The 13,512-nt window shown below is 56.9% G+C and carries 8 protein-coding genes and 3 pseudogenes; 2 read left to right on the plus strand and 9 right to left on the minus strand.

Annotation, left to right across the window (positions count from 1 at the left end):
• Positions 1-5: 5 nt before the first annotated feature.
• Genes WF513_RS07865 through WF513_RS07885 form a run of 5 tightly spaced genes read right to left on the minus strand, consistent with a single transcriptional unit; the run spans position 6 to position 7,390 of the window.
• Positions 6-1,613 (minus strand): ABC transporter ATP-binding protein, encoded by a 1,608-nt coding sequence (locus tag WF513_RS07865; protein ID WP_339083041.1) that lies wholly within the window; start codon positions 1,611-1,613, stop codon positions 6-8.
• A 1-nt stretch (position 1,614) separates the two neighbouring features.
• Positions 1,615-2,634 carry an ABC transporter permease gene (locus tag WF513_RS07870; protein WP_339083042.1) on the minus strand — a complete coding sequence of 340 codons (1,020 nt, stop codon included), beginning with the start codon at positions 2,632-2,634 and terminating at the stop codon, positions 1,615-1,617.
• 1 nt (position 2,635) lies between these two features.
• Positions 2,636-3,709 carry a microcin C ABC transporter permease YejB gene (locus WF513_RS07875; protein ID WP_339083044.1) on the minus strand — a complete coding sequence of 358 codons (1,074 nt, stop codon included), beginning with the start codon at positions 3,707-3,709 and terminating at the stop codon, positions 2,636-2,638.
• A gap of 1 nt (position 3,710) precedes the next feature.
• Positions 3,711-5,564: an extracellular solute-binding protein gene (locus tag WF513_RS07880; RefSeq protein WP_339083046.1), complete on the minus strand. Its 1,854-nt coding sequence runs from the start codon at positions 5,562-5,564 to the stop codon at positions 3,711-3,713.
• Positions 5,561-7,390: an extracellular solute-binding protein gene (locus tag WF513_RS07885; protein WP_339083478.1), complete on the minus strand. Its 1,830-nt coding sequence runs from the start codon at positions 7,388-7,390 to the stop codon at positions 5,561-5,563. The genes WF513_RS07880 and WF513_RS07885 overlap by 4 nt, the downstream gene beginning before the upstream one ends.
• A 167-nt stretch (positions 7,391-7,557) precedes the next feature.
• Between WF513_RS07885 and WF513_RS07890 the strand changes: the two are divergent.
• Positions 7,558-7,749: pseudogene (locus tag WF513_RS07890) on the plus strand (HDOD domain-containing protein); the annotation flags it as partial.
• A 46-nt stretch (positions 7,750-7,795) separates the two neighbouring features.
• Here WF513_RS07890 and WF513_RS07895 read toward each other — a convergent pair.
• Positions 7,796-9,339 (minus strand): annotated as a pseudogene (locus WF513_RS07895) (IS66 family transposase).
• A 38-nt stretch (positions 9,340-9,377) separates the two neighbouring features.
• Positions 9,378-9,716 (minus strand): IS66 family insertion sequence element accessory protein TnpB, encoded by a 339-nt coding sequence (gene tnpB / locus WF513_RS07900; protein ID WP_339082968.1) that lies wholly within the window; start codon positions 9,714-9,716, stop codon positions 9,378-9,380.
• 83 nt (positions 9,717-9,799) lie between these two features.
• Here tnpB and WF513_RS07905 point away from each other — a divergent pair.
• Positions 9,800-11,038, plus strand: a pseudogene (locus WF513_RS07905) (HDOD domain-containing protein); the annotation flags it as partial.
• Here WF513_RS07905 and WF513_RS07910 read toward each other — a convergent pair.
• Both WF513_RS07910 and gloB read right to left on the minus strand, forming a co-directional pair.
• Positions 11,039-12,598 carry a LysM peptidoglycan-binding domain-containing protein gene (locus WF513_RS07910; protein ID WP_339083048.1) on the minus strand — a complete coding sequence of 520 codons (1,560 nt, stop codon included), beginning with the start codon at positions 12,596-12,598 and terminating at the stop codon, positions 11,039-11,041. It lies immediately after the preceding pseudogene.
• Between the two features lie 98 nt (positions 12,599-12,696).
• A complete protein-coding gene (gene gloB / locus WF513_RS07915) occupies positions 12,697-13,470 on the minus strand; it encodes a hydroxyacylglutathione hydrolase (protein WP_339083480.1) in 774 nt (257 codons plus the stop codon).
• Between the last annotated feature and the right edge of the window lie 42 nt (positions 13,471-13,512).

Raw genomic sequence — 13,512 nt, forward strand, 5'->3', positions numbered from 1 at the left:
AAGAATTAGTCAGCTGGGGCCATAAAGGCCGCTTCCAGCAATTGCTGTGTATAGATGTTCTGTGGCGCGGCAAAGACACGTGCCGCCGGGCCTTGCTCCACTACTTTGCCCTGTTTAACCACCATCACCTGATGGCTTAATGCCCTGACCACGGCTAAGTCATGGCTAATAAATAAATAGGTCAGGTTATATTTAGTCTGCAGCGAGCGCAGCAATTCGACCACTTGGCGCTGCACAGTACGGTCGAGTGCCGAGGTGGGCTCATCAAGCAAAATTAATGCGGGCTTGAGTACCAAGGCGCGGGCGATGGCAATGCGTTGACGCTGACCACCGGAAAACTCATGGGGATAACGGTTACGGGTATCGGGATCGAGACCAACCTCGACTAAGGCGTCGATGATCGCTTGTTCCTGCTCGGCTGCGCTGCCCATGCGATGAATTTGCAGGCCTTCCCCCACAATTTGACTCACCGACATACGCGGGCTCAGGCTGCCAAACGGATCTTGAAACACCACCTGCATTTGCCGGCGCAGCGGTCTCACCTGTTCTTGCGAGAGCTGATCAATGGCTTGCCCTTGGAAGCGAATGCCACCTTGACTGCCAAGTAGACGAAGAATAGCCAAACCTAGGGTGGACTTGCCCGAGCCACTTTCACCAACAATGCCCAGCGTATGACCCTGCGGCACGCTGAAGTTGATGCCATCCACCGCTTTTACGTGGTCGACCGTGCGGCGTAATAGGCCTTTCTTGATCGGAAACCAGACGCGCAGGTTATCAACTTCGAGCATCGGCTTGCCCGGTGGTTGATCGACCGGCCCACCCGAAGGCTCGGCACCGAGCAGTTCACGGGTATACGGGTGCTGGGGCGCGTGGAACAGGGTTTCGCAGGCAGCTTGCTCGACGATATGCCCGCCCTGCATCACGCAAACGCGATGAGCGATGCGCCGCACCAAATTAAGGTCATGGCTGATCAGCAGGATCGACATACCCAAGCGCGCTTGTAAATCCTTCAGCAGTTCGAGGATTTTCAGCTGCACGGTGACATCGAGCGCAGTGGTTGGCTCGTCGGCAATCAGCAGTTCTGGCTCATTGGCCAGCGCCATTGCGATGACCACGCGCTGCCGTTGGCCGCCCGACAGCTCGTGTGGGTAAGCTTTTAGGCGCTTATGGGGTTCGGGAATGCCGACTAACTCCAGCAGCTCCAAGGTCCGCGCAGTGGCCGCTTTAGCCCGCAGGCCTTTATGTAAGGCCAGCACTTCATTGATTTGTTTTTCGATGCTGTGCAGCGGGTTGAGCGAGGTCATGGGCTCTTGGAAGACCATGGCAATGCGGTTACCACGGATGCCGCGCAGTTTGCTCTCGTTTAGCTTGAGTAGGTCCTGCCCGGCATAGTGAATGCTGCCGCTGGGGTGCTGGGCAATCGGGTAGGGCAGCAGGCGCAGAATTGAATGCGCGGTCACCGATTTGCCTGAACCGCTTTCGCCCACCAAGGCCAGGGTTTCACAGCGCTTGATGTCGAAGCTAATGGTGTTGAGTACACGCTGCTTGAGGCGGCCAGTAACGAACTCGACTGACAGATCACGGACTTCGATGAGGGTGTTGGAGTCGGTCATGTTATTTCCTCGGGTCGAAGGCATCGCGTGCCGCTTCGCCGATAAACACCAGCAGGCTGAGCATCAGGGCAAGCACGGCAAAAGCGCTGATACCCAACCACGGGGCCTGCAGGTTGGACTTGCCTTGGGCCACTAATTCACCGAGCGAAGGTGCGCCGGGGGGCAGACCAAAGCCGAGAAAGTCCAGTGCGGTGAGTGTGCCAATCGCACCGGTGAGGATGAACGGCATAAAGGTCATGGTCGAAATCATCGCGTTAGGCAAGATATGCCGAAACATAATTGAGCCGTTCGGCATACCCAGCGCACGCGCGGCGCGCACATATTCCAAGTTGCGCCCTCGCAGGAACTCGGCGCGCACTACGTCTACCAGACTCATCCAGGAAAACAACAACATGATGCCCAGCAACCACCAAAAATTGGGCTGTACAAAGCTGGCGAGGATGATCAGTAAGTAGAGCACCGGCAAGCCCGACCAAATTTCCAGAAAGCGCTGGCCGACCAAGTCGACCCAGCCGCCATAAAAGCCTTGCAAGGCGCCAGCAAACACGCCGATCACCGAGCTGGCGAGGGTCAGAATCAGGGCAAACAGCACCGAGATGCGGAAGCCATAGATGACCCGCGCCAACACATCGCGGCCCTGATCATCGGTGCCCAGCCAGTTTTCCCCAGAGGGTGGCGCTGGCGCCGGCACTTGCAGGTCGTAATTGATGCTGGAGTAGCTGTAGCGGATCGGTGGCCAGATCATCCAGCCGTTCTTTTCATTAAACAGCTCTTGGATATACGGGCTTTTGTAGTTCGCCTGCAGCGGGAATTCACCGCCAAATGTGGTTTCCGGGTAGCGCTTGAATACCGGGAAATACAGTTCGTTGTCATAACTGACCACCAGCGGCTTGTCGTTGGCGATCAGTTCAGCGCCGAGCGTGACAAAAAACAACACAAGGAAAATCCACAGTGACCACCAGCCGCGCTTATGCGCCTTGAACAGTTGGAAGCGACGCTGATTGATTGGCGAAAGTGTCATCTCAACCCTCCCGACTTTCGAAGTCGATGCGTGGATCGACCAAGGTGTAGGTAATGTCGCCGATCAATTTCACCACCAAACCGAGCAAGGTAAAAATAAACAAGGTGCCGAACACCACCGGGTAGTCGCGGTTAATCGCCGCCTCAAAGCTCATCAAGCCGAGGCCGTCGAGGGAGAAAATCACCTCGATCAGCAAAGAGCCGGTAAAGAAAATCCCAATAAAGGCCGCTGGGAAGCCGGCGATAATAATCAACATGGCGTTACGGAACACATGGCCATACAACACGCGGTTATTGCTCAAGCCTTTAGCCCGTGCGGTGACCACGTATTGCTTGTTAATTTCATCGAGAAAGCTGTTTTTGGTCAGCAGCGTCAGGGTGGCGAAGTTACCAATCACCAGCGCCGTGACGGGCAGGGCCAAGTGCCAAAAGTAGTCAAGCAGCTTGCCGCTAAAACTCAGCTCCTCGAAGTTGTTCGAGGTCAGCCCGCGCAGCGGGAACACGTCCCAATAGCTGCCGCCGGCAAACAGCACAATGAGCAAGATGGCAAACAGAAACGCAGGGATGGCATAGCCAATGATGATGATCGAACTGGTCCAAACGTCGAAGGCGCTGCCATGGCGGGTGGCCTTAGCGATGCCCAGCGGGATGGACACCAGGTACATAATCAGCGTGCTCCACAACCCTAAGGAGATCGATACCGGCATTTTCTCAATGATCAGGTCGATGACCTCGGCATCACGAAAGAAGCTGCTACCGAAATCCAGCTGCGCGTAGCTCTTGAGCATCAGCCAGAAGCGTTCCGGGGCCGATTTGTCGAAGCCATACATGCGTTCGATTTCCGCGACCAGTTCGGGGTCGAGGCCTTGGGCGCCGCGGTAGTTGGAGCCCGCGACCGAGACTTCAGCACCGCCGCCAGCAATCCGGCTGGTGGCGCCATCAAAGCCTTCGAGTTTGGCGATCATCTGTTCAACCGGGCCACCGGGGGCGGCCTGGATGATGATGAAGTTGATCAGCAAGATGCCCAGCAACGTGGGGATGATAAGCAGCAACCGACGAAAGATATACGCCAGCATCTTATTGCTCCACGTCTGCGTTGGGCTGAGCGGAGGCTGCATCGGCAGCGGCTTCTGGGGTTTTTTCGCGGGCCCACCAGGTGTGCAGGCCTATGTCATATTTTGGGCTGACTTTGGGGTGTTCAAAGCGGTTCCAATAAGCCACGCGCCAGGTTTTGATGTGCCAGTTGGGGACCACGTAATGGCCCCACAGCAACACGCGATCGAGGGCGCGGGTATGGGTGATCAGGCTCTGGCGTGAGTCGGCACCGATCAGGCCTTCAACCAAGCTGTCTACCGCGGGATCTTTAAGGCCGATAAAGTTACGGCTGCCGGGGTTGTCAGCGCTGCTGGAGTGCCAGTATTCACGCTGTTCGTTGCCCGGCGAGTTGGACTGACCAAAACCACTCACAATGAGATCGTAATCGCGCGAGCGCAGGCGGTTGATGTATTGAGAGACATCCACGCGGCGGATCACCAACTCGATGCCCAAGTCGGCCAAGTTACGTTTAAACGGCAGCAGGACACGTTCGAATTCGGTTTGCGCCAGAAGGAACTCGAAGCTCACGGGCTTGCCGCTGCTGTCGAGCATCTTGTCGCCATCCACGCGCCACCCTGCTTCTTGCAACAGCTGATAAGCACGGCGTTGCTGCTCGCGAATAATGCCGCTGCCATTGGTCAGCGAAGGCTGATACTCATCGCTGAATACCTGTGTCGGGATGTGCTCACGTAATGGTTCAAGCAGTTTCAACTCATCAACGGAGGGCAGGCCGGTTGCAGCCAATTCGGAGTTGTCAAAATAGCTGCGGGTGCGGGTATACGCGCCGTTAAACAACTGGCGGTTGGTCCACTCGAAATCAAACAGCAGGCCAAGGGCTTCGCGCACCCGGAGATCGCTGAACAGCGGACGCCGTGTATTAAAGATAAAACCCTGCATGCCGGTGGGGTTGTGATTGGTGATTTCTTCTTTAATAAGCTGGCCGTTGGCTACAGCCTCGTTGTTGTAGGCGGTGGCCCAGTTCTTGGCACTGGTTTCTAGCCAGTAGTCGAATTGCCCAGCCTTGAGCGCTTCTAGGGCCACGGTGTTGTCGCGGTAATAGTCGATTTGTAGGGTGTCGAAATTGTAAAAGCCGCGGTTAACCGGCAGGTCCTTGCCCCACCAGTCGGTGACGCGTTCATAGCGGATTGAGCGGCCGGCCTGCACATTGGCCACTTTGTAAGGGCCGCTGCCCAGCGGGACTTCAAGGTTACTTTTGCTGAAGTCGCGTTCGGCCCACCAGTGTTTCGGCAACACGGGCAGCTGCCCGACGATTAGCGGCAGCTCACGGTTACCGGCGTGCTTGAAGACAAAACGTACGCGCAGCGGGCTTTCGACTTCTACTTTATCGACATCGGCATAGTAGCCGCGGTACATCGGCGCGCCTTGGCTCATCAGTGTTTCGAACGTGAACTTAACATCCTCAGCCGTCACGGGTTGGCCGTCATGGAAGCGTGCTTCAGGGCGCAGATAAAAGCGTACCCAAGAATTGTCCGGGGCTTTCTCGATCTTTTCGGCGAGCAGGCCGTATTCGCTAAAGGGCTCATCCAGGCCATGGCGGGTCAGGGTGTCGTAGATCAGGCCGATATCATCGGCGGCCACGCCTTTGTTAATAAACGGATTGAGGCTGTCAAAACCGCCAAATCCAGCCTGGCGCAACGTGCCGCCTTTGGGTGCATCCGGGTTGACGTAATCGAAATGAGTGAAGCCTGCCGGGTATTTGGGCGGCTCGTCGTACAGGGTTTGTGCATGCTTGGGGCTGGCGATGGCCAGGCCGGCTACGCTAAGCAGAGCAATGCTGCTAAAACGGATTAACAGGGTGCGCAATGCATGGGTCATTCAGCGTTCTCCATGGATTTTAGCCACCAAGTACGCAGCCCTAATGTGTAGGGCGGCGGGGTGACGAAAGCAAATCGGTTGCGGTATGCCAGGCGGTGGTAATCGATATACCAGTTGGGGATGCTGTAGTGCTGCCATAACAGCACGCGGTCGAGCGCGCGGGTAGCAGCGACCTGTTCGGTACGAGTCTGCGCTGCCAATAGTTTTTCAATCATGGCATCGACCACGGGGTGAGTAACGCCTGCGTAATTTCTGCCGCCTTTGATCTTGGCCTGTGAGGAATGGAAATACAGTGACTGCTCAAGGCCTGGGCTCAGGCTTTGCGGCAGGGTCAGCAGGATCATGTCGAAATCATATTGGTCGAGGCGCTGCTTGTATTGCGCGCGATCAACAGTGCGCAAGTTAGCTTGGATACCAATGCTGGCAAGGTTTTCAGTAAAGGGCTGGAGAATCCGTTCAAGATTCGGATTGACCAGCAGAATTTCAAACTTCAGCGGTTTGCCTTGGCTATTTAGCAGGCGTTGGCCGGATGGCTTCCAACCGGCATCGCCCAACAGACCGAGGGCGCGGCGCAAGGTTTCCCGGGGAATGCCTCGTCCATCAGTCTGCGGCATGCTGAATGGCTGGCTAAATAAACGCGCCGGTAATTGTTTGCGATAGGGCGACAGCAGCAACCACTCCGCACCTTCCGGCTTACCGGTGGCCGAAAACTCGCTGTTGGGGTAGTAGCTTTTAGCGCGGATGTAGGAGCTGTTAAACAGTGCGCGGTTAGCCCATTCGAAATCAAACATCAGGCCCAGAGCTTCGCGCACGTGGCGATCAACAAACACCTCGCGGCGGGTGTTCATAAACAAGGCTTGGGTTTGGGTTGGGATTTGGTGGGCAATTTCGGCGCGGATCACCTCGCCTCGGCTCAGGGCGGGGAAGCGATAGCCGTTGGCCCAGTTCTTAGCTTGTTGCTCGATGTAAATGTCAAATTCACCGGCCTTGAACGCCTCAAAGGCCACATGGCTGTCGCGGTAGAACTCCACCTCAACGCGATCAAAATTGTATTTACCGCGATTGACCGGCAAGTCTGCACCCCACCAGTCCTTAACTCGCTCAAACCGCAAGCTGCGCCCAGGGCTGACGTGGGTAATGCGATAAGGGCCGCTGCCTAAAGGCGGCTCGTAAGTAGTGGCTTTAAAGTCTCGATCTTTCCAGTAGTGCTGCGCCAGCACTGGCAGTTCACCTAAACGTAGAATCAGCAGCGAGTTATTGGCGCGTTTCAGCACAAAACGAATGCTGTGGCGATTGAGGATATCGACCCGTTGCACGTCTTGCAGGTTGCTGCGGTATTGCGGATGACCTTCCTTAAGCAGTAAGCGATAAGAAAATGCCACGTCATAAGCCGTTATCGGCCTGCCATCATGAAAGCGTGCCTCTGGACGTAGGTTAAACACCACCCAACTGCGGTCATCGCTGTATTCCACCGATTCGGCGATCAGTCCGTAACTGGATGCGGGCTCATCGCCGGAGGGGTCGTAGGCACCGGTGCCGACCATCAAGGGCGCATTAAGCTCATTGACGCCGTATTGCAGAAAATTAGCGCTGCTGATCGGGCTGCTGCCCTTAAATGTGTAGGGGTTGAGCGTGTCGAAGGTGCCGTTGGCCATCATCCGCAGTGTGCCGCCTTTGGGCGCTTCTGGGTTGATCCACGCAAAATGGGTAAAGCTGGCGGGGTACTTCAGCTCGCCAAATTGGGCGTAGCCGTGGCTTTTATACAGGGTGGCCCAAGTAGGCGAACTGATAGCCAGACAGAGGAGGAGCGAGAGGAGGGGACGTATCAAGTGAAATATCCGATCCGTGGCGTCTTGTGGGCTACTGGTCCGGCACATTAACAGCTTGTATCCGCTGGAAAAAGGGTGAGGTCGGCGCTGAGCAAGAGTGGCAATCTGGCTACACTGAAATAACCCACTGTGAGGACATTATTTTGCCAACAACATGCCATGGTTTGCAGTCATGGATTGATCGCTTCAACCACGCTGAACTCCCCGCCTTAGCGGCGGTGGTGCAAGACCTGCATCGTCTGACGCAGGGCAATAAATCATCGGTTCAGCAATTGGCTGATGTTCTGCTGCGCGACGCGGCGCTGACCACCAAGGTGCTGCGCATCGGCAATAGTGTGTACTACAACCCCTCTCAAGGTAAGCGCTCCATAAACCCCATCTACCTCTGATGGGGTTTGGCCGTCAGTATGCGGATGTCGGCGGGCAGTTCCACGGCAGCAGCGCTTCGTAGTCTTCGACACTTTTGGCCAGCGGCAGGCGTTCGAGGATGCGGCGCAGGTAAGCGTAGGGTTCCTGGCCGTTGGCCTTGGCGGTTTCGATCAGGCTGTAGATTTGCGCGCTGGCCGTGGCGCCCTTGGGCGTGTCGCTGAACAGCCAGTTCTTGCGGCCGATGACGAAGGGCCGGATGGCACGCTCGGCGGCGTTGTTGTCGATGGGCAAGTGGCCGCCTTCGACGTAGCGCGCAAGCCGGCTCCAGTTGTGGGCCAGGTAGTTCACGGCTTTGCCCAGGGCGTTCTGGCGGGTGACCTGGGGCTGGGTTGTCTCCAGCCAGGTTTTCAGTTGCGCGAGGATTGGCAGGCTGTGTTGCTGACGGCCCTGATGGCGTTGCTCGGCGCTGGCGTCCTTGAGCTCGCGCTCGATGCCGTAGAGTTTGTTGATCAGGTTCAACGCCACGTCGGCCCGCCCGGTCTTGCCCTTCGGCTGCACCTTCTGCGCTTCGATAAATTTACGCCGCGCATGCGCCAGGCAGGCCAGACGCTCGACGCCCGCTTGCGCGGCCACGGCGTTGTAGCCGGCGTAGTCGTCGGTCATCAAATAACCACGGTAGCCGGCGAGCAGGCGCAGCGGCACGTCCTGCGCACGGCTGGTTGTGTAGTCGAAGAGGATCACTGGCCTGTCTGGCGGGCCGCCGGTTTGCACCCACATCCAGGATTGGCTGCTGGGGTCGCGCCCCGGCTCTTTAAGCACCTGCACACGGGTTTCGTCGCAGTGGATCACTGGCCCCTCCAGCAGCCAATCGCGCATCAGGTTGAGCAGCGGTTGCAGATGGGCGCCGCACTGGATCACCCAAGCGCCAAGGTCTGGCGGGGGATGTCGATGCCGTGGCGGTTGAGGACCTTCTCGAAGCGATACAGCGGGGTGCCGTCGACAAACTTGGTGCTCAGTAGCATCGCCAGTACGCTGGGACTGGCCATGCTCTTTTCGATTAGTTGCGCCGGCTTATCGGCGGTGATCGGTGCGGCTTCGCAGCCCTTGCAGCCGTAAGTTTTGCGGATGTGTTTGATCACCCGGATTTGCATCGGGATGATCTCCAGCTGTTCGCTGGTTTCCTCACCGATGATCTGCTTACGGCAACCGCAGGCGCAGGTCAGTTGGTGCTCGGGCAGCTCGTGGATGACTTCGACGCGCGGCAGCTCCGCCGGCAGCGGCTTGCGCTTGCCACGACGTTTAACCGGGGCGACAACCTCTTCCTCGACGTCATCGGCAACGGCTTCAGGCGCGGCTTCGACCAGGCTTTCGGCTTCGTTGAAAATCTCCAGCTGCGGCGAATCGGGGTCGATGGTCTGCTCGGATTTGCGGCCGAACAGGCGCTGGGTCAGCAGGGTGATTTGTTCGCGCAATTGCAGAATCTGCCCATCCTTCTCCGACACCTGCCCATGCAGCGACAGCAGAAGCTGTTTCAGCAAAATAGGATCGTCAGGAAGGGTTTCGGGCATGGAAATCATGCCGTGGATTATACCGATTCAGGTGACGAAACGCGGGGTCAAAACCTTGTGAGGGCGGTTACGCCACAGATCGATACCGTCCAAAACCAGTTCAATTCCTGAGCCGTCATCACGATGGCATCCTCGCCGGGATCGGGGTGCGACTTGAACCTTTCAGCGTCCAAACGCTTGAGCCACAAGCAGAAGCCGTTGCGCTCCCAATACAAAATCTTCACCCGGTTGCGCGAACGGTTGAGGAATACGAACAACACCGGGGCGAACACCGCGACCTTGATATCCAGCTCGACCAGGGCAGCCAGGCCATCAATGGACTTTCGGAAGTCGACAGGCTTGGGGTAGAGATAGACTTTTTCGACTTTTGCATCAGGGCGCATCATGAGCGGGCTCCAGAAAGAAATCGGGAACACAGCATCAGGTCGCGCTTGGATCATTTGAAGGTGGGGTTTATGGAGCGGTTACCTCTCAAGAACCTATCCGCACCATCTCACGGGCCATCGTGCTGATCGGCTTCGACAGTGTCCGGCAGATCGGCCTGGCGGTGAGTTTGATTGATGGCTTGCTGGCGCGCAGCTCCCGTGATCAGTTGGCTGAACTGCTGGCGTGCTCGTTTCATGCGGCTGTGCAGGCGCGCAATATCGCCGGTTACGTACTCAGTAAAAATAATGAGGAAGTGTTTATTGCAGCCCTGCTGCATCACGTCGGCGAATTAGCGTTTTGGGGCTGCGCGGGTGATGCGGCGGATGATTTAGCCAGTGCTTTGGCACAACCTGGGGTCAATGAAGATGAGGTGGTGCTGCAGTTGCTGGGCACCAGTTTTCGCCAGTTAAGCTTGGCGTTGGTGAAAAGCTGGAACCTGGGCGACACCGTTAGCCTGGCGCATCAGTCGACCAGCCAAAATGATCCGGCTGTGAAAGCGGTGACCCTTGGGGCGAAAATCAGTCAGGCGGCGCTGAAGGGCTGGGATACCCCAGCCATGGAAGAGCTGGTCGGCCAGTTGGCCAGTTTCATTGGGGTGACGCCGCAGGAAGCCCTGCATCAGGTGCTGGCCAGCGCCGATGAAACCGTGAAGATGGCGGCGACCTTTGACGCCAGTCGGCTGTGCAAGCTGATCCCCAATACTGATCCGGAACAGATCCGCCTGCAGCAGGAGCAGCGCAAAGCGCAGCTATTACAGCCCAATCTACTGATTCTGCAACAAGCCTTGCAGGATCTTGGGTTGCTGGTTTCGCGGCGTGCCGATCTTAGCTTGGTGCTCGATACACTGTTTAAGGGGCTGCATCAGGGTGCGGGGCTTGAGCGCATCATGCTGCTGGTATTGGCCGATGAACACAGCTGTTTCCGCGCCAAGCGGGTAATTGGCCAAGGCACCGAGGCGTGGCGTCATGATTTTATCTTGCCGGTTTCGCAGTCCGAACAGCCGCATATATTCAGTTACGCATTGCGCAATAAAGAAGCGCTATGGATGGGCGTCCCAGCCAGCAACAGCCTGAATGAGTTAGTCACTCAGCCAATTCGTCAGCGGCTGGGGCAAGGCATGTTATTTATTGCGCCGTTGCTGGCGGGTACGCGGGAAATTGGCTTGCTGTATGCCGATTGCCGGGTGTCAGGGCGTGCGTTGAAGCATGAGCAATTTATCGCCTTTCAGCGCTTTACCCAGTTGACCGGGCGTTGCTTGGAGGCGATGAGCAAGAGGGCCTGATCAGTCGGCGCTATACAGCGTCAGCGTTTGCCCCGGCTTAAGTGCTTTACCGGCTTTGGGATTCCAATTTTGCAACGTTTTCATCGGCACCTTGAAGCGTTTGGCGATCAGGTACAGGGAGTCGCCATGGCGCACTTTGTAAAAGGTTGCACTTTTTCGTGCCGTACCGGCGCTGCTTGGGGGACCCGCTTGTAGGGTCAACACCTGGCCGATCCGCAGGTTATTCGCTGCGAGGGCGTTCCAGCGCGTTACATCCTTAACCGTGACCTTGTGATCTCTGGCGATCTGCCAGAGGTTGTCGCCGCGCTTCACCCGATAAGTGCGGCTTGGTGTGCTGGCCGCCACTGAGCGTTGGTACAGCGGTACCCTCGCGATTACGCCGGGTTGCGCGGGAATGCTGAGCATTTGGCCAATGCGTAAGTGGTTACCGGAGAGCTTATTGATGTCCTTTAACGTGGCCACTGTCAGTTGGTGGCGATTGGCAATGCTATGCAGGCTGTCGCCTGAGCGCACGCGATACTGTTGCCAATCGACTAACTCCTGGGGCTTCATCAGCGCCAGATTCGCGGTCAGCAGTTCTGCCTTATCGGTTGGCACCAGCAGGTGCCGCGGGCCGTCCAGAGTGATGCCTTTCTTGAAGGCGGGGTTGAGCAGGTAAAGCTCATCTTCATCCAGATCAGCCATGGCCGCCAAGCGTGCAAGGTCCATGCTTTGCTTGAATTCGACCTGCTCAAAGTAAGGCTCGTTGGCAATCGGGTTGAGGCTTACGCCATAAGCTCGCGGCGTCATCACCACTTGCGAGAGTGCCAGCAGCTTGGGCACGTAATTCTGCGTTTCGGCCGGCAGTGAGAGGTTCCAGTAATCAGTCGGCAGACCTAATTTTTGGTTGCGCTCAATCGCTCGGCTGACCCGACCTTCACCCGCGTTATAGGCGGCTAACGCCAACAGCCAGTCGCCGTTGAACATTTCTTTGAGGCGCGTCAGGTAGCTAATCGCCGCATCGGTTGAGGCCATGACATCGCGGCGACCGTCGTACCAGTTGGTCTGGCGCAGGTTGAAATTGCGCCCGGTTGAGGGGATGAATTGCCAAAGCCCGACTGCATGGGCATGTGAGTAAGCCAACGGGTTGTACGAGCTTTCGATCATCGGCAGCAGCGCCAGCTCCATCGGCATATTGCGCTGCTCTAAGCGCTCAACGATGAAGTGGATATACGGGCTGCTGCGCTCGCCGGCTTTCTCAATAAAAGAAGGGTTGCTGACGAACCACAAGCGTTGTTGTTCAATACGTGGATTGAGGGTGATGGTGTCTTGCAACTGATAGCCGTTGCGCACCCGCTCCCAAATGTCTTTGGGCTCTTCAGGCACAGGCGTCACGCTGCTAGTGGGCCATTCTGGGTCTTGCTCAAGGCCGACGGCGCGGTCGATGTCGTTGCCGCTGTCTACCCGATGCGGGCTGCTGGTTTGGCAGCCTGCCAGGGTTACACACATGATCACCATAAGCGTCTTAGCGCTTTGTGCCAATGCCTTTAAATTCAAGGTCTTGCGTGGTGATAGAGGCATTAGCGGCGAAGTACTTCCCGGCGAAAAGATCGGGCGATTCTAGAAACCAGCATGCCTGTGGTCAAGTTTTAACCAGTCTTTTGTGTGGTTGTCGAGGTTTAGAAATGGTCTTTCCAGGTGCGCAGCGCGGCAAATACCTGCACGGGCGAGCGGTTCCCAGGGCCGTCGCGCTCGGCGATACTGGCGATGACCGCCGGCTGTGCACTGCGTAAAAATGGATTAGTGGTACGCTCCAGCGCCATGCATGAAGGCAGGCTGATTTGGCCTGTTTCACGCCATTGTCTGACTTGCTCTAGGCGTTGGCTGATCTCGGGGTTTTCAGGTTCAACAGCGGCGGCGAAACGCAGGTTGCTCAGGGTGTACTCATGGGTACAGAACACTTGAGTCTGCTCAGGTAGGGCGACGAGACGGCTAAGCGAGGCATACATTTGCTCGGCGGTGCCTTCAAACAAGCGACCACAACCACCGGCAAACAAAGTGTCGCCGCTAAACAACCAGTGCTGCTCGGGCTGGATGTAAGCAATGTGTCCCAGGGTATGCCCCGCAACTTCAATGATGTCGAAGTGATAACCCAGCACTTCAATCTTGTCGCCATCGTTCAGCGCCACGTCACGCCCCGGGATCTTCTCGTTGGCGGGGCCGAGCACCCGTGCGCCAGTGGCGGCCTTGAGTCGTTCAATACCCCCCACATGATCAAAGTGATGATGGGTGATCAGAATGTCGCTCAACAGCCAGCCAGAGTTGGCGGCGAGCCACGCTTCGACTGGCGCAGCATCACCGGGATCGATCACGGCGCAACGGCGTTTGTCGAGGTCTTGTAACAACCAGATATAGTTGTCAGTGAAGGCAGGCAATGCGTCTATTTTTATCATCAGTAGGTCGCTAAACAGGGCATAAGGGTTCATCTTAGGGTG

This window comes from Pseudomonas sp. TMP9 (assembly GCF_037943105.1).
In the GTDB taxonomy this organism is placed as follows: Bacteria; Pseudomonadota; Gammaproteobacteria; order Pseudomonadales; family Pseudomonadaceae; genus Aquipseudomonas.